20 protein-coding genes are annotated in these 24,629 nt (G+C 62.1%); 15 read left to right on the top strand and 5 right to left on the bottom strand.

The genetic code is table 11. The features are described 5' to 3' along the window. Positions 1 to 157 precede the first annotated feature (157 nt). From pqqB to BUA38_RS19855, 9 genes are all read left to right on the top strand, one after another. Positions 158 to 1,084, top strand: a complete 927-nt coding sequence (gene pqqB / locus BUA38_RS19895) for a pyrroloquinoline quinone biosynthesis protein PqqB (RefSeq protein WP_072820433.1) — start codon at positions 158 to 160, stop codon at positions 1,082 to 1,084. Next, entirely contained in the window at positions 1,084 to 1,854 is a 771-nt protein-coding gene (gene pqqC / locus BUA38_RS19890) for a pyrroloquinoline-quinone synthase PqqC (protein WP_072820431.1), read from the top strand. The genes pqqB and pqqC overlap by 1 nt, the downstream gene beginning before the upstream one ends. 47 nt (positions 1,855 to 1,901) lie before the next feature. Then, entirely contained in the window at positions 1,902 to 2,213 is a 312-nt protein-coding gene (pqqD, locus tag BUA38_RS19885) for a pyrroloquinoline quinone biosynthesis peptide chaperone PqqD (RefSeq protein WP_072820429.1), read from the top strand. Positions 2,214 to 2,220: 7 nt separating this feature from the next. Next, complete coding sequence (pqqE, locus tag BUA38_RS19880; protein ID WP_072820428.1) at positions 2,221 to 3,423, top strand: pyrroloquinoline quinone biosynthesis protein PqqE; 1,203 nt, start codon at positions 2,221 to 2,223, stop codon at positions 3,421 to 3,423. Further along, on the top strand, positions 3,413 to 4,387 hold the full coding sequence (pip, locus tag BUA38_RS19875) for a prolyl aminopeptidase (protein ID WP_072820426.1): 975 nt from the start codon (positions 3,413 to 3,415) through the stop codon (positions 4,385 to 4,387). Before pqqE ends, pip begins: the two co-directional genes overlap by 11 nt. A gap of 122 nt (positions 4,388 to 4,509) precedes the next feature. Then, positions 4,510 to 5,169 carry a DUF4286 family protein gene (locus BUA38_RS19870; protein WP_072820424.1) on the top strand — a complete coding sequence of 220 codons (660 nt, stop codon included), beginning with the start codon at positions 4,510 to 4,512 and terminating at the stop codon, positions 5,167 to 5,169. A 260-nt stretch (positions 5,170 to 5,429) separates the two neighbouring features. Continuing rightward, positions 5,430 to 7,229: an FAD-dependent oxidoreductase gene (locus BUA38_RS19865; RefSeq protein ID WP_072820422.1), complete on the top strand. Its 1,800-nt coding sequence runs from the start codon at positions 5,430 to 5,432 to the stop codon at positions 7,227 to 7,229. Next, positions 7,199 to 9,046, top strand: coding sequence for a 2-oxoacid:acceptor oxidoreductase subunit alpha (locus BUA38_RS19860; RefSeq protein ID WP_072820420.1), 1,848 nt, complete (start codon positions 7,199 to 7,201; stop codon positions 9,044 to 9,046). The genes BUA38_RS19865 and BUA38_RS19860 overlap by 31 nt, the downstream gene beginning before the upstream one ends. Beyond that, positions 9,043 to 10,098, top strand: coding sequence for a 2-oxoacid:ferredoxin oxidoreductase subunit beta (locus BUA38_RS19855; RefSeq protein WP_072820418.1), 1,056 nt, complete (start codon positions 9,043 to 9,045; stop codon positions 10,096 to 10,098). Before BUA38_RS19860 ends, BUA38_RS19855 begins: the two co-directional genes overlap by 4 nt. 15 nt (positions 10,099 to 10,113) lie before the next feature. Here BUA38_RS19855 and BUA38_RS19850 read toward each other — a convergent pair whose 3' ends face one another. The 3 genes from BUA38_RS19850 to BUA38_RS19840 all read right to left on the bottom strand — a co-directional run bounded on the left by BUA38_RS19850 (position 10,114) and on the right by BUA38_RS19840 (position 12,756). Further along, positions 10,114 to 10,887 (bottom strand): hypothetical protein, encoded by a 774-nt coding sequence (locus BUA38_RS19850; protein WP_072820416.1) that lies wholly within the window; start codon positions 10,885 to 10,887, stop codon positions 10,114 to 10,116. Between the two features lie 246 nt (positions 10,888 to 11,133). After that, positions 11,134 to 11,292, bottom strand: a complete 159-nt coding sequence (locus BUA38_RS38805; protein WP_425304982.1) for a GCG_CRPN prefix-to-repeats domain-containing protein — start codon at positions 11,290 to 11,292, stop codon at positions 11,134 to 11,136. A gap of 204 nt (positions 11,293 to 11,496) precedes the next feature. Next, on the bottom strand, positions 11,497 to 12,756 hold the full coding sequence (locus BUA38_RS19840; RefSeq protein ID WP_172806054.1) for an alpha-hydroxy acid oxidase: 1,260 nt from the start codon (positions 12,754 to 12,756) through the stop codon (positions 11,497 to 11,499). A gap of 331 nt (positions 12,757 to 13,087) precedes the next feature. Between BUA38_RS19840 and BUA38_RS19835 the strand changes: the two genes are divergently transcribed. Genes BUA38_RS19835 through BUA38_RS19810 form a run of 6 tightly spaced genes read left to right on the top strand, consistent with a single transcriptional unit; the run spans position 13,088 to position 20,538 of the window. Then, on the top strand, positions 13,088 to 15,934 hold the full coding sequence (locus BUA38_RS19835; protein WP_072820412.1) for a bifunctional transaldolase/phosoglucose isomerase: 2,847 nt from the start codon (positions 13,088 to 13,090) through the stop codon (positions 15,932 to 15,934). A 10-nt stretch (positions 15,935 to 15,944) separates the two neighbouring features. Further along, entirely contained in the window at positions 15,945 to 16,964 is a 1,020-nt protein-coding gene (gene gnd / locus BUA38_RS19830; RefSeq protein WP_072820410.1) for a phosphogluconate dehydrogenase (NAD(+)-dependent, decarboxylating), read from the top strand. Next, on the top strand, positions 16,961 to 18,472 hold the full coding sequence (zwf, locus tag BUA38_RS19825; RefSeq protein WP_072820408.1) for a glucose-6-phosphate dehydrogenase: 1,512 nt from the start codon (positions 16,961 to 16,963) through the stop codon (positions 18,470 to 18,472). Before gnd ends, zwf begins: the two co-directional genes overlap by 4 nt. Continuing rightward, positions 18,472 to 19,197, top strand: coding sequence for a 6-phosphogluconolactonase (pgl, locus tag BUA38_RS19820; protein WP_072820406.1), 726 nt, complete (start codon positions 18,472 to 18,474; stop codon positions 19,195 to 19,197). The genes zwf and pgl overlap by 1 nt, the downstream gene beginning before the upstream one ends. Positions 19,198 to 19,240: 43 nt before the next feature. Beyond that, positions 19,241 to 19,735 carry a gluconokinase gene (locus tag BUA38_RS19815; RefSeq protein ID WP_072820404.1) on the top strand — a complete coding sequence of 165 codons (495 nt, stop codon included), beginning with the start codon at positions 19,241 to 19,243 and terminating at the stop codon, positions 19,733 to 19,735. Continuing rightward, on the top strand, positions 19,732 to 20,538 hold the full coding sequence (locus BUA38_RS19810) for a Cof-type HAD-IIB family hydrolase (RefSeq protein WP_072820402.1): 807 nt from the start codon (positions 19,732 to 19,734) through the stop codon (positions 20,536 to 20,538). Before BUA38_RS19815 ends, BUA38_RS19810 begins: the two co-directional genes overlap by 4 nt. A gap of 2 nt (positions 20,539 to 20,540) precedes the next feature. Here BUA38_RS19810 and BUA38_RS19805 read toward each other — a convergent pair whose 3' ends face one another. Together BUA38_RS19805 and malQ are read right to left on the bottom strand one after the other, a co-directional pair. After that, positions 20,541 to 22,340, bottom strand: coding sequence for a glycoside hydrolase family 15 protein (locus BUA38_RS19805; RefSeq protein ID WP_072820400.1), 1,800 nt, complete (start codon positions 22,338 to 22,340; stop codon positions 20,541 to 20,543). A gap of 6 nt (positions 22,341 to 22,346) precedes the next feature. After that, positions 22,347 to 24,323, bottom strand: a complete 1,977-nt coding sequence (gene malQ / locus BUA38_RS19800; protein ID WP_072820398.1) for a 4-alpha-glucanotransferase — start codon at positions 24,321 to 24,323, stop codon at positions 22,347 to 22,349. Positions 24,324 to 24,629 lie beyond the last annotated feature (306 nt).

Raw genomic sequence — 24,629 nt, 5'->3', positions numbered from 1 at the left:
TCTTGAACAAGGTGGATTGCCGGGAGTGACGCGCCTGTGAGGGCGTGACCTTCACCCCGCTTCCACCTTTGAAGTTTTTGAGGCGTCGTTCTCGAGCGTTTTTGAGAACCCGCGATATCCAGAAATTCAGTGTTCTTAGGATTCCGGGAGACGGGTCATGTTGCGTGTCGTCGTCCTGGGCGCGGCCGCAGGTGGTGGCGTTCCGCAGTGGAATTGCGGCTGTCGGGTGTGCCGGGCCGCGCGAACCACGCATCCCGAATTGCAGAGCACGCAGGCCTCACTCGCGATCAGCGCCGACGGCGATCACTGGTTTCTGATCAACGCCTCGCCCGACCTGCGCCAGCAAATCACCGCAACCCCTGCCCTTCATCCCGCGCACGGAAAACTTCGTCATTCGCCGATCGCGGGCGTGATCCTGACCAATGGCGAGATCGATGCGATCGCGGGCCTGCTCTCGATGCGCGAGGGATGGCCGTTCGCGATCTACGCGCACGAAAAAGTGCTGGCGACGTTGAAGTCCAACAGCGTCTTCAACGTACTCAGCGAAAAGAACGTCAAGCGTCAAGCAATCGGTATTGACCGGGCGTTCGAACCGGCGCTGCCGGATGGGACGCCCTCCGGCATCGAGATCCTGCCGTTCGAGGTCACCGGCAAGGGCGCCTGGTATCTCGAAGGCGAACGGCGCGAGGGAGCTGAGGCCGCCGGCGACACGCTCGGCCTTCGCATCCGCGACAAGACGACCGGCAAGTTTTTCTTTTTTATCGCGGCTTGCGCCGAGGTGACCGACGACCTCAAATCGAGGCTCAAGGGCGCGCCGCTGCTGTTCTTCGACGGCACGGTGTGGCGGGACGACGAAATGATCGCCGCCGGCCTTGCAACCAAGACCGGACGGAGCATGGGACATATCTCGATGTCGGGCGAGCAAGGCGCGATCGCAGCGCTTGAAAATCTCGGCATCGAACGAAAGATATTCCTGCATATCAACAACTCGAACCCGGCTCTGCTGCGCAATTCCGAAGAGCGCCGGGCGGCCGAGCAAGCGGGATGGCAAATCCCTGCGGACGGAACGGAGATTGTGCTGTGATGAAGCTGGAGGGAATGACGGCGCTTTCGCTCGGGGCTAAGACCGTGTTGAACAGCGCGACCGAGCTCGAAGCCGCGCTGCGCTTTATCGGCGAGACGCGCTATCACAGCCTGCATCCGTTTCACAAACTGCTGCACGGCGGCAAGCTCAACAAGGGCCAGGTGCAGGCTTGGGCGCTCAACCGCTACTATTATCAGAGCACGATCCCGATCAAGGATGCGGTGGTGATCTCGCGCTTTCGCGACCGCAATATACGCGTGGAATGGCGGCACCGGATCGAAGACCATGACGGCAATATCGGTTCCGAAGGCGGCATCGAGCGCTGGCTGAAACTGACCGAAGGCCTGGGGCTGGATACGGCGTATGTCGAATCCACCGAGGGCATTTTGCCGGCGACGCGCTTTGCGGTCGAAGCCTATGTGCATTTCGTCCGCGACAAGAGCCCGCTGGAGGCCATCGCCTCCTCGCTGACGGAACTGTTCGCGCCGAACCTGCACGAAGAGCGCATCTCCGGCATGCTGGCGCACTACGATTTTGTGAACCCGGACATCATGAGCTATTTCAGCCGCCGCCTGACCCAGGCGCCGCGCGACGCCAGTTTTGCGCTCGACTACGTCAAGGCCCACGCCAAGACGCCGGAACAGCGCGAGGCGGTTTGTAACGCCCTGATCTTCAAGACCAACGTGCTATGGGTTCAGCTCGATGCGCTGTATCATGCCTATGTCGAGGGCCATATTCCGCCGGGAGCCTTTGTGCCCAAGGCGAACTAAAGAAGCCGAGTTGATTAAAACGAGTTGAATAAAGAAATACGGGAACCATGACCTCCAGCCGCAACATCACCGTCAGTGAAGCGAGCCGGCCGAAACTGCCGCGTCACGCCAAGCTGAAATTCGATGAGACGCGGCAGGTCTGGGTGATCCTGGCGCCGGAGCGCGTGCTCGCGCCCGACGCAATTGCGGTCGAAGTGCTGCACCTCTGCGACGGCGCGCGCAGCGTCGCCGAGATGGTCGATCAGCTCGCCGAGAAATATGCCGCGCCGCGCGAGGCGATCGCGACCGACGTGGTCGCGATGCTGCAAGACCTCGCCGACAAGGGCTTTCTCACCGAGGCACGGGAGAAGACGCCGTGAGAACATCATGAGTCCGACGCTGACCGATGCGAATCCCTTTGTTGCTGATCCCGCTGACGGGCTGGCGGCGCTGGAATCCCGCCGCTCGACGGCGGAGACGTTTGGGATTCCCTTGGCCGTGCTGGCCGAGCTCACCCACCGTTGCCCGCTGCAATGTCCGTATTGCTCGAATCCGATCGAGCTCGATCGTGCCGGCACCGAGCTCAGCACCGAAGAATGGAAAAAGGTCCTGAGCGAGCTCGCCGAGATCGGCGTGTTGCAGATCCATTTTTCCGGCGGCGAGCCGACCGCGCGCAAGGACATCGTCGAACTGGTTCAGCATGCCAGCGACGTCGGGCTCTATTCCAACCTGATCACCTCGGCCGTCATGCTGACGCGCGAGAAGCTCGCTGCGTTGGCCGATGCCGGGCTTTGCCATGTTCAGATCAGCTTCCAGGGCAACGAGCCTGTCGTGGCCGATCGCGTCGCCGGTTTCAAGAATGCGCACGCCAAGAAGCTCGAAGTCGCCAAATGGACGCGCGAGCTCGAGTTGCCGCTGACGGTGAACGCCGTGATGCACCGGCAAAACCTGCATCAACTGCCTGACATCATCCAGATGGCGGTCGATCTCGATGCCGACCGGCTCGAGGTCGCCAACGTGCAGTATTACGGCTGGGCGCTGAAGAACCGCGCCGCGCTGATGCCGACGCTGGAGCAGATCGAGGAGACGAGCCGCATCGTCGAGGAGGCGCAGACGCGCCTCAAAGGCACGCTCGCGATCGATTACGTCGTGCCGGACTATTACGCGCTGCGGCCGAAGAAATGCATGGGCGGCTGGGGCCGGCAATTCTTCAACATCTCGCCGGCCGGCAAGATCCTGCCGTGCCACGCCGCCGAGAGCATCACCGGGCTCGAATTCCTGTCCGTGCGCTCCAATCATTCGATCGCCTGGATCTGGCAAAACTCCGAGGCTTTCAACCGCTATCGCGGCACCGGCTGGATGCCCGAGCCGTGCAAGAGTTGCGAATTTCGCGAGGTCGATTTCGGCGGCTGCCGCTGCCAGGCCTTTGCGCTGACGGGCGACGCCGGCAATACCGACCCCGCCTGCACGCTGTCGCCGCACCATGAGCGGATTTTCAAGGCCGCATCCGACGAAGCGGCCGGCGAGCACAACCGCTTCATCTATCGCAATTTCGCGGGCGGCACGCCGGAGACGGAAAGTGCCACCTGACGCGGGCGTGGGACGCGCCGATCCCTTTACGACGCTGACGTCCGAACTGTTGCCGGTCGGCGACGGCCACGAAATCCATGTCGAGAGCGTCGGCCGCGAAGGCGGTATGCCCGCCGTCTATCTGCATGGCGGTCCCGGCAGCGGATGCCAGCCCGATCACCGCCGCCTGTTCGATCCCGAACGATTCCATGCGGTGCTGTTCGATCAGCGCGGCGCAGGCCGCAGCCGCCCCAAAGGCTTCCGTGAGCACAATACGTTGCCGCACCTGATCGCGGATATGGAGACGATCCGCGAAAAATTCGGCTTCGAGCGCTGGCTGGTGGTCGGGGGCTCCTGGGGCGCGACGCTGGCGCTGGCTTATGCGCAAGTCTGTCCGAACCGCGTGTCCGGCATCGTGTTGCGCGCGACGTTCCTCGGTACGCGCGCGGAGCTTGACGCCGCATTCCTGAAGACGCTGCCGCAGTTTTATCCCGCGCTCAGCGATGATTTCATCGACCTGCTGCCCGAAGCCGAGCGCAAGCAACCGCTGCAAGCCTATTGGCGGCGCATTCTCGATGCCGATGCGACGGTGCATGCCCCCTTCGCCCGCGCCTGGCACGACACCGAGCGAATCCTGTCGGAACATTCGCCGACGCGGATGCGGCTGGACCTCGCATTGTTGAAATCGTCAGGCGCGCTGCCCGCCACGCCGTTCATGGAAGCGCATTACTTTGCCAATGACTGCTTCATACGGCCGAACCAGCTGCTGGATGATGCCGGCAAGCTCACCGGCATTCCCGGCGTCATCGTGCAGGGACGATATGATCTGTTGTGTCCGCCCGCGACCGCGCATGCGCTGGCGTCGCGATGGGTCGATGCCGAACTTCGCGTCGTCGAACGCGCCGGCCATACGCTGTACGATCCCGGCGTGCGCAACGCCGTGATGAAGGCGATCGCCGACGTGGCGTCGAGGATTGCAAGCTAGCTACCCCCTCATCCTGAGGAGCTTGCAAAGCAAGCGTCTCGAAGGATGAGGCCAACAGCTTGGCCTCATGGTTCGAGACGGCGTTTCACGCCTCCTCACCATGAGGATTGGGAGAACACAAAATGCCAATCGCCGGAAAAGGCATGCTGCTGACCTCGATGGACGTCGATGCCGCTGATGAGGCCGACTTCAACCGCTGGTACGACCGCGAACATCTCGAAGAGCGTGTCGCCATCGAAGGTTTCATCGAGGCGCGGCGTTACATCGCCGAAGAAAGCTCGATGCCGAAATATCTGAGCCTCTATTCGACCGAAACCTTCGAGGTGCTCGACAGCCCCGCCTATCGGGCGGCGCTTGCCAGCCAGACTGCCTGGTCGAAAGCAAACATCGCGCGCTTCAAGAACATGATCCGCAGCGTGGCGCGCATCACGATCAGCCGCGGCAAAGGTCGCGCGGCCTGGCTCGGCATTGTCCGCATGCGGCCAGCGCGTGGACAAGAAGATGAACTGCGTGCGCGCCTTCGCGACGCACTCGATCCTGACGGCCTTGATGGTGTGATCTCGATGCATCTGCTCGAAAGCGACCCTCGGCTCTCAAGACCCCTCACCGGCAATGCTTCGGATGAGGGCACCAGCGACTGGTTCTGGCTCATCGATCACACCGACGCTAACCCGCCAAAGTTCATTGCTCCGCGGTTGAACAAGTGCGGGCCTTTGATGACCATCGTTGCGAGCGGCTCCTACCGTCTGCTCTGGGACATCGCCAAAGCCGACATTTCATAAGAAGAAACATTTCCTGCGACGTTCGGCGCATTCGTTCATGCTGCACCGCCACATAAATTAATCTTTATGCGACAAATCCGCTACTCATTCGGGAAAGCTGAACGATCAAACAAAATTGGCTTTGGACATCAGCATGATTGGGGCTTTAATGCGATAAACAGATGAAGCAATTTAAGAACCGAAAGAACGCCGTGATCTGAGCGTTCGTACAAAATAAGGCCGCGCTGTTTCCACCAGGAAGCTTGCGCGGATAGGTAGGAATGAAACCGACTGACATCTCGGCGCCGGACTACTTCCACAAAGTAGTCGACTGCCAATGGGCCTGCCCCGCACACACTCCCGTTCCGGAATACATCCGCTTGATCGCCGAAGGCCGCTACAGCGACGCCTACATGATCAATTGGAAATCGAACGTGTTTCCGGGAATTCTCGGACGCACCTGTGACCGTCCCTGCGAGCCGGCCTGCCGCCGCGGCCGGGTCGAGGAAAATCCGGTCGCGATCTGCCGCCTCAAGCGCGTCGCCGCCGACTTCAAGGATGACATCAAGAGCCGCCTGCCGCGTCCGGCTGCGAAGAACGGCAAGCGAATCGCCATCATCGGCGGCGGGCCGGCCTCGCTGACGGTGGCGCGCGATCTTGCGCCGCTCGGCTACCACTGCACCGTGTTCGACCAGGACCCGAAGGCCGGCGGCATGATGCGGACGCAGATCCCGAAATTCCGCCTGCCTGACTCCGTCATCGACGAAGAGACCGACTACATCCTCAACCTCGGCATCGAGTTCAAGGCCGGTCACCGCATCGACAGCCTCAAGAAACTGCTCTCGGAAAATTACGACGCGATCTTCGTCGGCTCCGGTGCCCCGCGCGGCCGCGAACTCGAGATCCCCGGACGCAAAGAGGCAGCAAGCCACGTCCACATCGGCATCGACTGGCTCTCCAGCGTCTCGTTTGGCCACACCGACAAGATCGGCAAGCGCGTGATCGTGCTCGGCGGCGGCAACACAGCGATGGATTGCTGCCGCACCGCGCGCCGCCTCGGCGGCGAGAGCGTCAAGGTGATCGTGCGCTCCGGCTTCGAGGAGATGAAGGCCTCTCCTTGGGAGAAGGAAGACGCCATGCATGAGGATATTCCGATCCTCAACTTCATGGTGCCGGTCGCCTTCGTGCACAACAACGGCAAGCTCACCGGCGTCACCTTCGAGAAGGTGAAGGCCGAATACGACGCCAAGGGCAAGCGCAACCTGGTGCCGACCGGCGAGGCGCACGAGACGATCAACTGCGACGACGTGCTGGTCGCCGTTGGCCAGGAAAACGCATTTCCCTGGATCGAGCGCGATTGCGGCATCGAGTTCGACAAATGGGACATGCCGAAGGTCGATGCCAAGACCATGGGCTCGACCAATCCCAAGGTGTTTTTCGGCGGCGACGCCGCGTTCGGCCCCAAGAACATCATCTGGGCGGTCGCGCACGGCCACGACGCCGCACTCTCGATCCACCGGCTGATCTCCGGCGAAGACGTGCAGGAACGGCCGCTGCCCGAGGTGCATATTTCTTCGCAGAAGATGGGTATTCACGAGTGGAGCTACGATAACGACATTTCCGACGACAAGCGCTTCAAGGTGCCGCATCGCGACAAGGTGATCGCGCTAAAGGACATCCGCGCCGAAGTCGAGCTCGGCTATGATGTCAAGCTGGCGCTGGGCGAAGCGCAGCGCTGCCTGAACTGCGACGTGCAGACGGTGTTTTCGACTTCGCTCTGCATCGAATGCGACGCCTGCGTCGACATCTGCCCGATGGACTGCATCACCTTCACGCCAAACGGCGACGAGGCGGATTTGCGCCAACGGCTGAAGGCGCCCTCGTCTCATCCCGATCAGGATCTTTACGTCTCGAGCGACCTCAAGACCGGACGCGTCATGGTGAAGGACGAGGACGTCTGCCTGCATTGCGGGCTCTGCGCCGAGCGTTGTCCCACCGGCGCCTGGGACATGCAGAAGTATTTGATCGACATGACCTATGCAGGAACATCATGCCCGTCCAAAGCCCGATCAGCAGCGTAAACGACTTCGTCGTCCGCTTCGCCAACGTCAATGGCTCGGGTTCGGCGAGCGCCAACGAACTGTTCGCCCGCTCCATCCTGCGCCACGGCGTGCCGGTCAGCCCACGCAATATCTTCCCTTCCAACATTCAGGGCCTGCCGACCTGGTATGAGGTGCGGGTAACCGAAGATGGCCATCTCGGCGCCCGCGGCGGCGTCGACTTGATGGTGGCGATGAACCCGCAGACCTGGGACAAGGACGTCGCCGGAATCGAGCCCGGCGGCTACCTGTTTTACGATTCCACCAAACCGCTGCCGCAGTCGAAATTCCGCGACGACATCACCGTGATCGGTGTGCCGCTGACCGCGATCACCAACTCGACCTATACCGACCCGCGCCAGCGCCAGCTGTTCAAGAACATCATCTATCTCGGCAGCCTGTGTGCGCTGCTCGACATGGACCCGAAGCTGATCGAGCAACTGATCGCCGAGCAGTACAAGGGCAAGGAAAAGCTCTTATCCTCGAACGTCCACGCGCTGCATCTGGGGCGCGACTGGGCGCTGCAAAACCTGAAATGCCCGATCGGGTTGCAGGTGAAGAAAGCCGACAAGGTCGGCGACCGCATCTTCATCGAAGGCAACAGCGCGGCAGCCCTCGGCGCAGTCTATGGCGGCGCCACCGTCTGCGCCTGGTATCCGATCACGCCGTCGTCCTCGCTGGCGGACGCCTTTGGCGCCCACTGCAAGAAGCTGAGGCACGATCCCAAAACCGGCAAGGCCAACTATGCGATCGTGCAGGGCGAAGACGAACTGGCCTCGATCGGCATCGTGGTCGGCGCCGGGTGGAACGGCGCACGCGCCTTCACGGCGACCTCCGGCCCCGGCATCTCGCTGATGACCGAATTCATCGGGCTTTCGTACTTCGCTGAAATTCCGGCCGTGATCATGAACGTGCAACGCGCCGGCCCCTCGACCGGCATGCCGACCCGCACCCAGCAATGCGACATCATCGCCTGCGCCTATGCTTCGCACGGCGACACCAAGCACGTGCTGCTGTTTCCGGAAGACCCGGCCGAAGCCTTCGAATTCGCGGCGCAAGCCTTCGATCTCGCCGAGCGGCTTCAGACCACGATCTTCCTGATGCTCGATCTCGACATCGGCATGAATCACCGGCTCAGCCGTCCCTTGAAGTGGGACGATGCCCGGCAATATGACCGCGGCAAGGTGATGACCGCCGAGATGCTCGACGAGGGTCGCGACTTCGGCCGCTATCTGGACGTCGATGGCGACGGCATCCCCTACCGCACCTATCCGGGTACGCATCCGACCAAAGGCTCCTACTTCACCCGCGGCACCTCGCGCGACCGTTACGCGCGATACTCCGAAGAAGGCGCGGTCTACGCCGACAACATGCAGCGGCTGGTGCGCAAGTTCGAGACCGCGCAGGACATGGTGCCGCGGCCGTTGCAGGCCAACGCCGCCAAGCCGACCAAATACGGCGTGCTCTATTTCGGCTCGACTGCGCCGGCGATGGACGAGGCGATCCAGCTTCTGGAAGCGCGCGGCCACATGCTCGACCGCATGCGCATCCGCGCCTTCCCGTTCCACTCCTCCGTCGCGAGCTTCATCGCCGACCACGACTTCGTGTATGTGGTCGAGCAGAACCGCGACGCCCAGCTTCGTTCGCTGATCGTCAACGAGAACGGCATCGATCCGGTGCGGCTGGTGCCGATCCGCCATTATGACGGCACGCCGATCACCGCCCGTTTCATCGCAAACGCGATCGGCGAACATCAGGATCAGCTCAAGCTGACTCCGCTGCGCAAGGTGAAGTCATGACCTATATCGCCAAGCCCAAATTCCACCATCCGGGCCTGACCAAGAATCGCCTCGGCTATACCCATCGCGACTACGAAGGCAAGATTTCGACGCTGTGCGCCGGATGCGGCCATGACTCAATCACCGCCTCCATCATCGAGGCCTGCTACGAGCTCTCGATCGAGCCACATCGGGTGGCGAAGATTTCCGGCATCGGCTGCTCGTCGAAAACGCCGGACTATTTCCTCGGCAATTCGCACGGCTTCAATACCGTGCACGGCCGCATGCCGTCGGTTTTGACCGGCGCCAATCTCGCCAACCGCGACCTGATCTATCTCGGTGTCTCCGGCGACGGCGACTCGGCTTCGATCGGCTTCGGCCAGTTCGCGCATTCGATCCGGCGCGGCGTCAACATGACCTATATCGTCGAGAACAACGGCGTGTACGGCCTCACCAAGGGCCAGTTCTCGGCCACCGCCGACCGCGGCTCGAAATCCAAGAAGGGCGTGACCAATACCGACAACGCGGTCGATCTGGTCGCAATTGCGCTTCAGCTCGGCGCGAGCTTCGTGGCGCGCAGCTTCTCCGGCGACAAGACCCAGCTGGTGCCGTTGATCGCGGCTGCGATCGAACACAAGGGCGCATCATTCATCGATATCATCAGCCCCTGCATTGCGTTCAACAATCATGCCGGCTCGACCAAGAGCTTCGATTATGTGCGCGAGCACAACGACGCGGTGAATCGCCTGGACGTGCTGACCGGCCGCGAGCCGATCTCGGTCGATTACGCGCCCGGTACGGTGCAGGTGGTCGAGCAGCACGACGGCAGCAAGATCGCGCTGCGCAAGATCGATGCCGACTACGACGCGCATGACCGCGTCGGCGCGATGGCGTTCTTGCAGAAACATGCCGCCAAGGGGCAGATCGTCACTGGACTGCTTTACGTCGACCCCGATGCGGAAGACCTGCACAGCCACCTCAACACGGTGGAGCAGCCGCTCAATCGCCTCGAGGCCGATGTGCTTTGTCCCGGCACGACGGCGCTGGAAAAGATCAACGCATCCTTGCGTTGATCTTGCTGCCTGCCCCTAGGAACGCGATGCACCGGGTTCGCCCGCATGCGGACCAGCCCGCTGCGGCAGGAATGCAACGCATGCAAGGATAGCCGCGCCGAGAAGCGCCGTTGCATGGTATCGGCTGAAGGCCAGACCGCCGTCCTGTACAGGCTTGTCGAGCCAATCGCCGAGAGTGGCGCCAAGCGGACGCGTCAGGATGAAGGCGGCCCAGAACAGCAACGTTCGGGATATACTGGTCCAGAAATAGGCTGCCGCGATGACGGCAATGCCGGCAGAGAATACCAGCGCCCCACCCGCGTAGCCGAGCCCGTTCGTATCGGCCATCCAGTCGCCAAGCGCAGTACCAAGCGTCTGCGAAAACAGGATCGAAACCCAGTAGAAGGCCTCGACCCTCGGCCCGGTCACGGTCGCGACCGATATGGCTCCCTCAGAGCTGTACCAGAAGGTGAAAGACGCCAACAGGAGCAGGAACAGCAGCGAAGCGCCGCCGGGATAACCGATTCCAAGCGAGCGGTCAGCGAAATCCGCAATCGTCGTACCCGCGGTCGTGGTCGTGATCACGACGAACCAGTACAGCAGCGGATGAAAAGATTTGGCAGAAATCTGTGCGGCCACCGCAACGAAAAAGATGCCGATGAACAAGAGACTGGAGAGCGCATAGCCGAAGTCCATCGACATCGATACCGCATCACCACCGGTTTCCCCGAGCGTCGTTGCAAGTATCTTGATCAGCCAGAAAATCAGAGTGACTTCGGGGACCTTGCTTTGCTGTAGACCGCCGTCCATTTCAGAGTTCCTGACTTCAAAAGCCGAATAAAAATCGGAACGGTGTCCCCTCCTCCCGTCGATCTGTCAGATTAGACACTCGACACCGAAATTCATGAATGCCGAAAGCGAAGCGGCACTTCAATAAATCCTGACTTGACGACGCGATGACAGTGGGCTGGGCGCCAACGTTTCCGAATGTGTCTGTTCCCAAATGAAAACGGCCGGGTCGCAATGACCCGGCCGCCGTTCAAGTTCAGTCGACGATTAGTTGGGCCAGCAGCGCCGGCGCTCCGGTCCGAGATGGTATCCGGGAGGGCAAGCCCGACCGTCGAACATCGGATGACACCGGCCGCCGGGGCCACGCCACCAGCCACGTCCGCAGCCTTCCGCAACCTTGATCACCGAGCTGTTGGTAACGCCCATCGGCGCAGGCGAAACTGCCGCGCTGGCAGCGGTCGTCAGACCCAGTGCCAAGGTGGTGCCAATAAGGAAAGTCCGAATCATCCTCTTCCTCCTTTTGCAACGATTTTACCGAACGGGCCGGAAAATCAGCAGGAACCTAGCATTCGGCAGATGAAAGGCAAATGAACAGCCTACGCACGACCTCAAACCCATCCCGAAGCTTCGTCACGTCACCCGGCGCACATAGCTCGCATTGAGTTCCTTCACCGACTTGGCACCGCATTGCTGCATGGCGGCTTTTGTCTCGATGCGCACGAGTTCAAGCACGCGCTCCACGCCTTCCTGGCCGAAAGCGCCGAGCCCCCAGAGATAGGGGCGGCCGACGCCGACCGCCTGCGCGCCCATCGCCAGCGCCTTCACCGCATCGGTGCCGCGGCGGAATCCGGAGTCGACGATGACCGGCATCCGTCCCTTCACCGCCGTGATGATCTCGGGCAGCGCGTCGATGGTCGAGCGGCCGTTGTCTTCGCCGCGGCCACCATGGTTGGACACCAGAATGCCGTCGATGCCGTTCTGCACGGCAAGCTCGGCGTCGTCGGCCGTGATGATACCCTTGAGCATGATCTTCATCTTGGTGACGTCGCGCATGCGCTTGACGGTGTCCCAATCGAGATTCGACGATTCGCCGGCGCCCTTGATGCCGGTGAGATCGATGCCGTCGTAGTTGTGCCGGCGCAGCGCGCGTGAGGCAAAACTCGAGCGATCATGACAGCCTGAGCATTGACGGGTGTCGGACTTCATCAGGCGGAAGAGCGTCTCCTGGTTACGGCCGGCGAGGCGGTCCACCGTCACCATCAGCACCGGACAGCCGGCGCCGTCGGCGCGCTTGATCAGCGCTTTCGCGACCTCAAAGCTCGGCGAGGCATAGAGCTGAAACCAGACCGGACCGCCGCGCTCCTTGGTCACGTCATCGACGGAGAAATTCGACGAGGTCGACAGCATCTGCAGGTGATTGCCGGCCTTCGCCGCGCGCGCCACCGCCAGTTCGCCATCGGGGTGGAAGAACTGGTTGGCGCCGGTCGGGCAGACGAAAATCGGCGAGTCGTATTTCGTTCCGAACAGTTCGATCGAGGTATCGATCTTGGAGACGTCGTTGAGCCGATGCGGCATCAACTGGAATTTCCTGAAATCCTCGCGGTTGGCGCGCAGCGTGACTTCGTCGTCGATGCCGGAGGCCATGTAGCCGAAATGGGCCGGCGGCACGTTGGCCCGCGCGACCGGTTCGAAATCGAACACGTTGATCGCCTCTTTCGGGCTCTTGATGGGCTCGATGCTGCCGGGCGGCGCCCACATCATCGGATCGGGCAATTTCGACGGTGCTTCCAGAGCCTTGGCCGCGAAGGCCCCGGACGCCAGCAGGGGCGAGGCCGCGCAATATTGCAAAAAGCGGCGTCGACTGGTGGTTCTGACATCCTCTGGCAGCATGTGGTGATCCTCCCTGCAGTTATTTTTATGGAGGTACGATAGCAGTGGCCAAGATCGCCCGGAAGGCACTGACCGTAACAGCCCAGACATGCAAGATTGGGAGAGTCCATGACATGGCGGGCCGTCATGAAGCCGAAAAATTGATCGGACGTGACGACTTAGGCTGGCATCCCGGAGGATCGATATCGCCGCCGAAGCGTTATCCGGTTCGGGGTGCCCATAATCCGGTCACTTAAGGGGCTAATCCTCCGGGATTGTTGAGGGCAGCCCCTCTCGCTAATGTCCGCTTCCAGCTGTCACGCCCCTTCTGCTCAAACCGAAACAGGACACCATGAATCCGGTCAAGCAACTCGAAAACCATGGCCAGGCTGTCTGGCTGGATTTTCTGGCACGCGGCTTTGTCGCCAAGGGTGAGCTGAAGAAGCTGATCGATACCGACGGCGTCAAGGGCGTGACTTCCAATCCCTCGATCTTCGAGAAAGCGATCGGCAGTTCGGACGAATATGACGGCGCGATCGGCAACGCCTTGAAAAAAGGCGATCGCTCGGTCGCCGACCTGTTCGAACACGTCGCGGTCGAGGACATCCAGCACGCCGCCGACGTATTGCGGCCGGTCTATGACGAATTCCACGGCAATGACGGCTTCGTCAGCCTGGAGGTGTCGCCTTATCTCGCCATGGATACCAAGGGCACCATCGCAGAGGCGATGCGGCTCTGGCACGACGTGCACCGCAAGAACCTCATGGTCAAGGTGCCGGCGACGCCGGAAGGCCTGCCCGCGATCGAGCACCTGACCGGCAAGGGCCTCAGCATCAACATCACGCTGTTGTTCTCGCAACAGGTCTATATCGAGGTCGCGAAGGCCTATATCGCCGGTCTCGAAAAGCTCGTCGCCGATGGCGGCGATCCCTCCCATGTCGCAAGCGTCGCGAGCTTCTTCGTCAGCCGCATCGATAGCGCGGTCGACAAGCAACTCGACGAGAAGATCGCGCGCGCCAATGACCCGCAGGAAAAGGAACGGCTCGCCGCGTTGAAGGGCAAGGTCGCGATCGCCAACGCCAAGCTCGCTTATCAGGAATACAAGCAGCTGTTTTCCGGCGCGCGCTGGGAAAAGCTCGCTGCCAAGGGCGCCAAGCCACAGCGGCTGTTGTGGGCCTCGACCGGCACCAAGAACAAGGACTATAGCGACGTGCTCTATGTCGAGGAGCTGATCGGCCCGAACACGGTCAACACCGTGCCGCCGGCAACGCTGGACGCCTTCCGCGACCACGGCAAGCCGCGCGACAGCCTTGAGGAAAACGTCGAGGAAGCACGGCAAATCCTCGCCGAACTCGAAAAGTCCGGCGTTTCGCTCGGTGCGATCACCGAAGAGCTCGTCGAGGACGGCGTGAAATTATTCGCGGACGCCGCCGACAAGCTGTACGGCGCCGTCGCCCACAAGCGCGCCACCGTGCTCGGCGCCGCGATCGGCGCGCAGAAGCTCGCGCTTGGCTCCGCTCTGAAAAAGGCGGTCGAGAAGAGCACCGAAGAATGGCGCGCTGGCGCCAAGATCCGGAGGCTTTGGCACAAGGACAAGACCGTCTGGACCGGCGACGACGAAAACAAATGGCTCGGCTGGCTCGACAGCCCGGCCAAGGCCGACATCGCCGACTACGAGGACTATGCGCGGCGAGTGAAGGGGCAGAATTTCTCCGACGCCGTCGTGCTCGGCATGGGCGGATCGAGCCTCGGGCCGGAAGTACTGGCCGAGACGTTCCCGAAGAAATCCGGCTTTCCCAAATTGCACGTGCTCGATTCCACCGATCCGGCGCAGGTTCGCGCGATGGAAAAGGCGATCGATCTCAAGAAGACCGTGTTCATCGTCTCGAGTAAATCCGGCGGCACCACCGAACCGAACGTGATGAAGGATTATTTCTTCGCGCAGGTCTCCAAGGCGATCGGCGCCGAAAAAGCCGGGCATCGCTTCATCGCCGTGACCGATCCTGGCTCATCGCTGGAGAAGGTCGCGAAGAAACAGGGTTTTGCGCGCACGTTCCACGGCGAACCCACGATCGGCGGCCGCTATTCGGTACTGTCACCCTTCGGGCTGGTGCCTGCGGCAACGGCCGGCATCGACGTGAAGAGCCTGATCCATCACACGCTCGCGATGGTGCGTTCCTGCGGCGCGGATGTGCCGCCGCATGAAAATCCCGGCGTGCAGCTTGGCCTTGCCATGGGCCTTGCCGGGCTCGAAGGCCGCGACAAGGTGACGATCTTCTCGTCGGAAAAGATCGCCGATTTCGGCGCCTGGGCCGAGCAGCTCATCGCCGAATCCACCGGCAAGGAAGGCAAGGGCCTGATTCCAATCGATGGCGAGACCATTGCCGAGGTCTCAGTCTATGGCCACGATCGCTTCTTTATCGATCTTCGTACCGAAGGCGAAAACGACGCGGGCCACGACGCCAGGCTCGATGCGCTGGAAAAAGCCGGCCATCCCGTCGTTCGCATCGTGATCAAGTCGATCGAACACATCGGCCAGGAATTCTACCGCTTTGAAATCGCCACTGCCGTGGCGGGCGCCGTTCTCGGCATCAATCCGTTCAACCAGCCCGATGTCGAGGCCGCCAAGGTCAAGACACGCGAGCTGACGACGGCTTTCGAAAAATCAGGCAGCCTGCCGGCGGAAGAACCTGTGATCTCGACCGGCGAGGCCGACCTCTATACCGACGAGGCCAATGCCAGTGATTTGCGCAAGGCCGGCGCCGACGGCACGCTGGAATCCTGGCTGAAGGCGCACTTCTCGCGCGTCCATGCCGACGATTATGTCGCGCTACTCGCCTATATCGAGCGCAACGCCGACCATATCGACACGCTGGAGGGCGCGCGGCTCGCCGTGCGCGATCAACGCCACGTCGCAACCTGTGCGGAATTCGGCCCGCGCTTCCTGCACTCGACCGGGCAAGCCTACAAGGGCGGTCCGGACTCCGGCGTTTTCCTCCAGATCACGGCGGACGATGCCAAGGATTTGCCGGTGCCAGGACAAAAAGCCAGCTTCGGCATCATCAAGGCGGCGCAGGCGCGCGGCGACTTCGACGTGCTGACCGAGCGCGGCCGGCGCGCATTGCGCGTGCATCTGAAAGGCGACCTCAAAGCCGGCCTGAAGACACTGGACCACGCCATCCGGCAAGCGTTGAACTGAGGACCTCACGATGCAACTCGGCATGATTGGCCTCGGGCGGATGGGCGGCAACATTGTCCGCCGCCTGATGCGAAACGGACATACGGCGGTCGTCTATGACAAGGACGCCAAGGCCGTCGCTGGACTCGCCGCAGAAGGCGCGGCGGGCGCGAACATGCTGGAAGAATTCATCGGCAAGCTGGAAAAGCCGCGCACCGCCTGGATCATGCTGCCGGCCGGCCGCATCACCGAAACCACGATCGAAGCGATCGCCAAGCTGATGGAAAAAGGCGACGTCATCATCGATGGCGGCAACACCTTCTGGCAGGACGACGTCCGCCGTGGCAAGGCGCTGCAAGCGCGCGGCATTCACTACGTCGATGTCGGCACGTCCGGCGGCGTCTGGGGCATCGAGCGCGGCTACTGCATGATGATCGGCGGCGACAAACAGGTGGTCGATCGCCTCGACCCGATCTTCAAGACGCTGGCGCCCGGGATCGGCGACATCCCGCGCACCGACGGACGGCAGGGACGCGATCCGCGCGTCGAGCAGGGCTATCTGCATGCAGGCCCGGTCGGCGCCGGGCATTTCGTGAAAATGATTCACAATGGCATCGAGTATGGCCTGATGCAGGCCTATGCCGAAGGCTTCGACATCCTCAAGAACGCCAATATCGAAGCGCTACCGCAAGACCATCGATTCGACCTCGACATTGCCGACATCGCCGAAGTCTGGCGCCGCGGCAGCGTCATCCCCTCCTGGCTGCTCGACCTCACCGCGTCGGCGCTGGCGAAAAACCCGACGCTTGGGACCTATTCGGGCTTTGTCGAGGATTCCGGCGAAGGCCGCTGGACCGTGAATGCCGCGATCGACGAGGCGGTGCCGGCCGAGGTTTTGACCGCGGCGCTATTCGCACGTTTTCGTTCGCGCAAGGAACATACGTTTGCGGAAAAAATTCTCTCCGCGATGCGCGAGGGCTTTGGCGGCCACAAGGAGCCGCATGAAGCCCCGCAAGGGGCGTCCAACCCACCGAAGGCCGGCCATTCGTGACAAAACCATCCGCCAAGAAGCACAAACCTGAGTCCTGCTCGTTCGTCATCTTCGGCGCGACCGGCGACCTGACGCATCGTCTCGTGCTCCCCGCGCTCTATAACCTCGCAGCGGCCGACCTGTTGCCGGAGAAATTCTGCGTGGTCGGCGTGGCGCGCAAGGGCATGTCGAGCGACGAAATGCGCGAAAGCCTGCTTGCGGGCCTGAAGAAATACAAGACGCGCCCCGTCGATGACGAGATCGCCAAGCGCCTGCTCGAATGTGTGACCTGCATCGAGGCCGATCCCAGCGATCCGGCCTCGTTCGATGCGATGGCCGAGCGTTTGCACAAGCTCGAGACCAACCGCCAGACCGGCGGCAACCGGCTGTTTTACCTGGCAACGCCGCCGACCGGGTTTGCGCCGATCGCCAAGCAGCTTGGCCGCACCGGCATGCTGAAGGAGAACGGTTATTGGCGGCGGCTCGTCGTCGAGAAACCGTTCGGCACGGATCTCGCCTCCGCCAAGGCGCTCAACGGCGAACTGCTCAGCATCGCTGAAGAGCATCAGATCTACCGGATCGATCACTATCTCGGCAAGGAAACGGTCCAGAATATCCTGGTGCTTCGGTTCGCCAACGGCATGTTCGAGCCGATCTGGAATCGCAACCACATTGACCACATCCAGATCACGGTCGACGAAAAGCTCGATGTCGGCCATCGCGGCAGCTTCTACGACGCGACCGGCGCGCTGCGCGACATGGTGCCGAACCATCTGTTCCAGCTGTTGTCGCTGGTCGCGATGGAGCCGCCGGCGAAATTCGAGGCCCACGCGGTACGCTCGGCAAAGGCCGAGGTGCTGGCGGCGATCCAGACCGAGACCGAAGCCGAAGCGCTGAAGAATTCGGTGCGCGGCCAGTATCAGGCCGGCAAAAGCGGCGACAACGACATCCCCGACTACCGCAAGACCGAGGACGTCAAGCCGGACTCCACGACCGAGACCTACGCCGCGCTGAGACTGACCATCGACAACTGGCGCTGGGCCGGCGTGCCGTTTTACCTGCGCACCGGCAAGGCGCTCGGCATGAAGCGGACGGAAGTCGCGATCAAGTTCAAGCAGGCGCCGTTTGCGATGTTCCGCGACACCCCGGTCGATAACCTGTCGCAGAACTATCTCGTCATCGCGGTCGAACCCAACGAAGGCATCACGCTTCAGTTCAACACCAAGGTGCCGGGCCCGACGATCAACATCGACGGCGTCGAGATGAAATTCCGCTACAAGGACTATTTTCAGGTCGAGCCGTCGACGGGTTACGAGACGCTGATCTACGACTGCATGATCGGCGACAATATCCTGTTTCAGCGCGCCGACAGCGTCGAGGCCGGCTGGCAGGCGGTGCAGCCTTTCCTGGACGCCTGGAAGAAAGCCGGCGCCCGCGGTCTCGAACCTTACAAGGCCGGCAGCGAAGGCCCCGATGCGGCCGATCAACTGATCGAGCGCGACGGCCGTAGCTGGCGCAAGTTCGGCTGATGCCTGCCGCCATCAACCGGATCGTCGTCGCCGATCCGGCTGCGCTTGCGGCCACCGCCGCGGCACATCTGATGGCGAGGATCGCTGCCAATCCGGGCCGCATCGCGATTTGCCTGACCGGCGGATCGAGCCCGAAACAGCTTTATCAATTGCTGGCGACGGACGCTTGCGCCAAAAGAATTCCCTGGGACCGCGTGCACTGGTTCATCGGCGACGAGCGCTTCGTTCCGCCTTCCGATCCCCTGAGCAATATGGCAATGGCGCGACGCATTTTTCTCGATCGTCTCGCACCCAAGGACCACATCCACCCGATCCCGACCGATGCCGCCAGCCCCGACGAATCCGCGCAGCGTTATGAGCGCGAGCTGAAGACCTTCTACGGCGCCAACGATCTCGACCCGAAGCGACCACTGTTCGATGTCGTGCTGATGGGCGTCGGCCCCGATGGCCATACCGCCTCGCTGTTTCCCGGCTATCCGGCGCTCGCCGAGACCAGGCGCTGGGTCACCGGCGTGCCGCAGGCTCATGTCGAACCCTTCGTGCCGCGGGTGACGCTCACGCTGCCGGCGCTCGCCTCGTGCCGCGAAATGCTGTTCGAGGTCGCGGGAAAAGAAAAACGTGCGATACTGGACAAGCTTTCAAAGGATGAAAGCCTGCCGGCAAACCGTGCGCGCTCGATCGGAGAGACGGTCATGCTGGTCGATCGGGCCGCGGTCGGAGAGTGATTTCTTGAACAGACCGGACAAATCGCCCTGCGCCCTGATCGTGATGGGGGTTTCGGGTTCAGGCAAAAGCACGATCGCCACCGCGCTTGCCGAGCGTTTAAGTTGGGCTTTTGAGGACGGCGACCGCTTTCACCCGGCCAGCAACGTCGCCAAGATGCGCGCGGGACATCCGCTGACCGACGAAGACCGCTGGCCATGGCTTGAGGCCATCGCGGACGAGATCGGCCGCGTCTGCGAGGCCAGCGGCCATGTCGTGATCGCCTGTTCTGCGCTGAAGCGCGTCTACCGCGATGTGCTGCTGCGCGGACGGCACGACGTGCGTTTCGTCTTTCTCGACGGCAGCCAGACTTTGATCGCCGACCGGCTCGCCCGGCGCAAAGGGCACTTCATGCCGCCGGGACTACTCGACAGCCAATTCAGGACACTGGAGCCGCCGCAGGCCGACGAGCGTCCCATCACCGTCTCGATCGACGCGCCGGTCGAAACCATCGTCAATAACATTGTCGCCCAAGCCCAAGTCAGGACCCAAAGCCCATGACCAAGATCGCGCTCGTTGTCTCCGATGTCGACGGCACGCTCCTGACCAAGGAAAAGCTTCTGACCGACCGTGCCATCGCGGCCGTGCGGAAACTGCACGAGACCGGCATCGGCTTTACGATCACCTCGAGCCGTCCGACCATCGGCATGCGGTTTCTCGTCGAACCGCTCGGCATCGCGCTGCCTATCGGCGCTTTCAACGGCAGTTGCATCGTCGATCCCGCGCTGAAGCCGGTCGAACAGCATCTGATTCCGGAAGCCGCGGCGCGGCGTGCGCTGGAAATATTGACGGAGTTTGGCGCTGAAATCTGGCTGTTCACGAGTGACCTCTGGCTCGCCCGCGATCCCAACGGCCAATATGTTCCACACGAAAAACGCGCGATCCGCGCCGATCCCGCCATCGTCGACGATTTCACGCCGTATCTTTCAAAAGCCTGCAAGATCGTCGGCGCGAGCGCAGATGCGGCCGGCCTGGAGCGCTGTGAAATCGCCATGCAGGAGGCGCTCGGCGCACAGGCGACCGCCGTCCGTTCGCAAAGCTACTACCTCGACATCACCCCGCCCGGCGTCAACAAGGGCACGTTCGTGCAGACGATCGCGCATCAGCTTGGCGTTTCGACAGATGCGGTCGCCACCATCGGCGACATGCGGAACGATCTCGCGATGTTTCGCGTCAGCGGAACATCATTTGCGATGGGCAATGCCAGCGACGACGTGAAGCAGCAAGCCACGCACGTCACCGCTTCGAATGAGGAAGAGGGCTTTGCCAAAGCTATGGAGACGATTCTCGATTCGTCCGGTTAAGCCTACTTCGACCGCTGCATCGCCGGCTTGTCGTTGGCATGCCTGGCTTCGTTCAGGTTATGCGCGGTGTTGATCAGCGCGATATGGGTCAAGGCTTGCGGAAAATTTCCGGTCTGGCGGCCCGCGCCTGAATCGTATTCTTCGGCGAGCAACCCAAGATCGTTGGCGACGGCGACCACGCGGTCGAACAGCGCTTGCGCCTTGTCGATCTCGCCGCACAGCACATAGGCATCCGCAAGCCAAAGCGAGCACGCCAGGAAAGCCCCCTCGATCGGTTGTGTCTCCTGCGTGATCTCGCGCGGATCGTGCCGCAGCACAAAGCCATCCCGCATCATGTGGCGCTCGATCGCGGCGATCGTGCCGCGGATGCGCGGATCCGAACCCGGCAGGAAGCCGACCGCCGGCAGCAGCAGGAGACTGGCGTCGAATACTTCCGCGCCGTAGGATTCGACAAAACTGTTCAGTCTGCGATCGAATCCTTTCTCGCAGACGTCGCGATGGATGGCATCGCGCAAGGCCTTCCAACGATCGAGCGGCGCCTTGAAGCCGAATTCCTCCGCGCTCTTGACGCCGCGGTCGAATGCGACCCAGCACATGACTTTGGAAAATACATAGTGACGGCCCTCACCGCGCCGCTCCCAGATACCGTGGTCCGGCTGATCCCAGACATCGGCGAGGTGATGGAGCACGGTGCATTCGAGATCCCAGGTCCCGTCATCGAGCTTCAGCTTGGTCACCCGTGACTGGTGGAACGCATCCATCAATTCGCCGTAGACATCGAGCTGCAACTGGGCATGCGCCGCATTGCCGAGCCGCACCGGCTGCGCACCTTCATAGCCGGGCAACCAGCCGGCCTCCCACTCGAGGAGGCGACGCTCGCCCTTGATGCCGTACATGATCTGCATGTTATCGGGCGCGCCGGCTGCCGCGCGTAACAGCCAATTGTGCCAATCGGAGGCTTCCTCGGTATAACCCGAATTCATCAGCGCCAGCAGCGTGAAGGTCGCATCGCGCAGCCAGCAATATCGATAGTCCCAGTTTCTGCTACCACCGAGCTTTTCCGGCAGCGATGTGGTGGGCGCGGCGACGATGCCGCCGGTCGGCTCATAGGTCAGCGCCTTGAGCGTGATCAGGGAGCGCATCACGAGGTCGCGGCTGTCGCCGTCATAGGTGCAACGGCTGCACCAATCGAGCCAGAAGTCCTCGGTATCCTGTAAAGCGCGGGCGGGATCGATCGGATTTGGCAATTCCAGATGCGAAGCCCCATAGGTCAGAACGAAAGGAATGGTCTTGCCTTCGCTCACCTCGAAATCGGAAACCGTGGTCATATCTTCGCCGCGCAGCTTCACGGGCGTTCGCAACACGGTCATGTCCGGTCCGCAGATCGCCAGCAGCGCGCCGTTTTCGGTACGCTTGACCCACGGAATCTCCGAACCCGTCCCAAAGCGGATGACGAGTTCCATCCGCATCTTCACGTCGCCTTTCATGCCACGGACGAGGCGGACCACGTCGGAAGCGTTTCCGCGCGGCGGCATGAAGTCGATGACGGAAACGGCGCCATCTTTGGTCTCGAATCGCGTCTCCAGGATCAGCGTGTTGTCCCAGTAACGGCGCGACGTGTTCACGACCTCCAGCGCCGGCGCAATCTGCCAGCGGCCGTTCTTGCGTGTGCCGAGGATGGCGGCAAAACAGGCATCGGAATCGAAGGCCGGCCAGCACAGCCAGTCGATCGAACCATCGCGGCCGACCAGAGCCGCGGTCTCGCAATCCCCGATCAGGCCGTAATCTTCGATTTTGGACACGTTATACTATCGGCTGGCGGCGGCCTCGTTCAGGCCGTGGCCGCTCGCCCGCTCCTGTGTTGCATCCTTCAGCGCTTCGATATCGATTTCCTGGGCAATGTCGTCGACCGCGACCGGCAACCGCTGCCGCCAGTTCGGGTGTTCATCCACGGTGCCCGGAATGTTCGGCTGATCGATCACGCCGAGCAGGTCCTCGAGCGAGATCGCAAGCAGACGCGATCGCGTCTTCGACATGAAAGCCGCCACGGCATAGAGGTCGTTGTCGTGAATCGCATGATGGCGAAGCACCTCGTCGAGCATGGTCAGCGCGTGCCAGCGCGCATCATCGCTCTCGCCGGGGTCGATGCCGATCGAGCGCTTGATCTTGAGATCGGCAAACGAACGCCAGCCCGCGTAAGTCGACAGATCGTGGGTGTTGAAGGTCACGAGTGCGTTCGGCAGATAATAATCAGGCGTGCGGAATGCGCCGCGGTCGTCGCGTTCGAACATCATGACGAGATACGACCAGATACCCCAGGATGCCATCGTATCGCGAAAGCCTTCCGGCACCGTGCCGAGATCTTCGCCGATCACGATGCAACGATGCGCCGCGCTCTCCATCGCAGTCGCCGCCAGCAGCGCCTCGAACGGCATTTGCACATAGGCGCCATTGTCGGCGGCAAAGCCGTGCGGCACGAGGTAAAGCCGCTTCAGGCCAAGCACATGGTCCAGCCTGATCGCGCCGGCGTAGCGCATCGAGGCGCCGAGCATCTCGCAGAACGGCGCGAACGATTGCAGTTCGAGACCGGCGGCATTGAAGCCGGCAAGACCCCAATTCTGGCCGGCGAGGTTGAGCGGATCGGGCGGCGCGCCGACCGACAGATGACGCGAGATCGCTGTCTGTTCGTTCCAGGCATCGAAGCCGCCGGACTGCACGCCGACCGCGACGTCGAGATAAAGCCCGACCTTCAGGCCGAGTTGATGCGCCAGATCGCGACAGGCACGCAACTGCCGGTCGGCGGTCCATTGCACGAACTCGACGAATTCGATCTCGGTCGCGAATTCGCCCTGGCGCAGCTCCGTGCATTTGGCGTCATCCGGTACGCGCCATTCGGCCGGCCACTCCCACCACGGCTGGTCGAGCCGGTGCCGCAACGCTTCAAAGCAGGCAAACCGCGACAGCAGCGGCGCGCGCTCGGCGCGGAAGGCATCGAAGTCTTCCTTCCGCCCCTTGGCCGGGCGCGCCTTGAACTTCGCAAAGGCCGCGCGCAACGCCCGCCATTTGAGATCAGCCACGCCCTTGTAATCGACGAGATGGCCCTCCCTTAAGCGCGCGGCGGCCTTATGAGCCTCGCGGCCAGCCTCGAATTCGGGGATCTGTTCGACATCGATATAGAGCGGGTTGAGAAACAGCCGGCTGTTCGGCGAATAGGGACTGCAATCGGCCGGCTTGTCGTCGAACAGCGCGTGCAGCGGATTGAGGCCGATGCCATCCGCCCCGAGCTGCGCGGCCAGTTCGAGCAGCGCGGCCAGATCCGTAAAATCGCCGATGCCCCAGTTGCGTCGCGAACGAACGCTATAAAGCTGGACGGCGATGAGCCAGCCGCGATCGAACTCCCCGGAAAAGGCGCCCGGCGGCGAGACGATCAGCGGGACCTCCTCGCTGAACGAGGCCGCGTCGGTAAGCCGCAGGCGATAGATCCCTTGCTGCCAGTTGGCCGGCCAGGCAATGACGCAGCCCTCCGCCTCGCCTTGCGCGATCACTTCACTGCCGGCCATGAGCGTCCAGGAGACCGGGAGTACGGCCGCCGCGCTCAATTCGGTGCGCGCGGGTTCACGGGAGCGGATAACGACAGGGCCGGCCAGAAACCGGGGCGGATTTCGCTCCGGAAGGGCATCAAGGATGATCTTGAGCGCGGTCGCATCTGTCAGGTGGCGGTGACCCTGACCGTCCACAAACTCGGTCTGGATACCCAATTCCTTGGCACGGTCATAAACGTCCATTCGGCACGCCATTTGCAGAAAATAGAGAACAGAGGGGGAAACAGGTAAAGCGGGAGATCGCCGCAAATTCTACCGATTTCGGAAGAGGATAGAAGTGGCTAACGCTCTCGCCCACCATGCCGTTCCGAAGGGAACCAATGGGAGGGGAGCGGCTTTTTATATAGTCCCCAGCATCTCCTTTCGCGCGAACGAAATGGGACCACTCAATGCCGACGGCTCCATCGTGAACAAAATCACCGAAACCGCCGAAGGCTCGGCACGCGCCCGGCCTGAACCCTACCCTGATCCCGTATCTGCCCCCCCGCC

The organism is Bradyrhizobium erythrophlei (assembly GCF_900142985.1).
In the GTDB taxonomy this organism is placed as follows: domain Bacteria; phylum Pseudomonadota; class Alphaproteobacteria; order Rhizobiales; family Xanthobacteraceae; genus Bradyrhizobium; species Bradyrhizobium erythrophlei_B.
Note: the sequence above shows the minus strand (reverse complement) of the source record. Positions and strands in the feature narration are given on the sequence as shown.

Excerpts from the sequence above, each read along its gene's own strand:
- pqqB (WP_072820433.1), top strand. The coding sequence starts at position 158 with ATGTTGCGTGTCGTCGTCCTGGGCGCGGCCGCAGGTGGTGGCGTTCCG.
- pqqC (WP_072820431.1), top strand. The coding sequence starts at position 1,084 with ATGAAGCTGGAGGGAATGACGGCGCTTTCGCTCGGGGCTAAGACCGTG.
- pqqD (WP_072820429.1), top strand. The coding sequence starts at position 1,902 with ATGACCTCCAGCCGCAACATCACCGTCAGTGAAGCGAGCCGGCCGAAA.
- pqqE (WP_072820428.1), top strand. The coding sequence starts at position 2,221 with ATGAGTCCGACGCTGACCGATGCGAATCCCTTTGTTGCTGATCCCGCT.
- BUA38_RS19870 (WP_072820424.1), top strand. The coding sequence starts at position 4,510 with ATGCCAATCGCCGGAAAAGGCATGCTGCTGACCTCGATGGACGTCGAT.
- BUA38_RS19865 (WP_072820422.1), top strand. The coding sequence starts at position 5,430 with ATGAAACCGACTGACATCTCGGCGCCGGACTACTTCCACAAAGTAGTC.
- BUA38_RS19860 (WP_072820420.1), top strand. The coding sequence starts at position 7,199 with ATGCCCGTCCAAAGCCCGATCAGCAGCGTAAACGACTTCGTCGTCCGC.
- BUA38_RS19855 (WP_072820418.1), top strand. The coding sequence starts at position 9,043 with ATGACCTATATCGCCAAGCCCAAATTCCACCATCCGGGCCTGACCAAG.
- BUA38_RS19850 (WP_072820416.1), bottom strand. The coding sequence starts at position 10,887 with ATGGACGGCGGTCTACAGCAAAGCAAGGTCCCCGAAGTCACTCTGATT.
- BUA38_RS38805 (WP_425304982.1), bottom strand. The coding sequence starts at position 11,292 with ATGGGCGTTACCAACAGCTCGGTGATCAAGGTTGCGGAAGGCTGCGGA.
- BUA38_RS19840 (WP_172806054.1), bottom strand. The coding sequence starts at position 12,756 with ATGCTGCCAGAGGATGTCAGAACCACCAGTCGACGCCGCTTTTTGCAA.
- BUA38_RS19835 (WP_072820412.1), top strand. The coding sequence starts at position 13,088 with ATGAATCCGGTCAAGCAACTCGAAAACCATGGCCAGGCTGTCTGGCTG.
- gnd (WP_072820410.1), top strand. The coding sequence starts at position 15,945 with ATGCAACTCGGCATGATTGGCCTCGGGCGGATGGGCGGCAACATTGTC.
- pgl (WP_072820406.1), top strand. The coding sequence starts at position 18,472 with ATGCCTGCCGCCATCAACCGGATCGTCGTCGCCGATCCGGCTGCGCTT.
- BUA38_RS19815 (WP_072820404.1), top strand. The coding sequence starts at position 19,241 with ATGGGGGTTTCGGGTTCAGGCAAAAGCACGATCGCCACCGCGCTTGCC.
- BUA38_RS19810 (WP_072820402.1), top strand. The coding sequence starts at position 19,732 with ATGACCAAGATCGCGCTCGTTGTCTCCGATGTCGACGGCACGCTCCTG.
- malQ (WP_072820398.1), bottom strand. The coding sequence starts at position 24,323 with ATGGACGTTTATGACCGTGCCAAGGAATTGGGTATCCAGACCGAGTTT.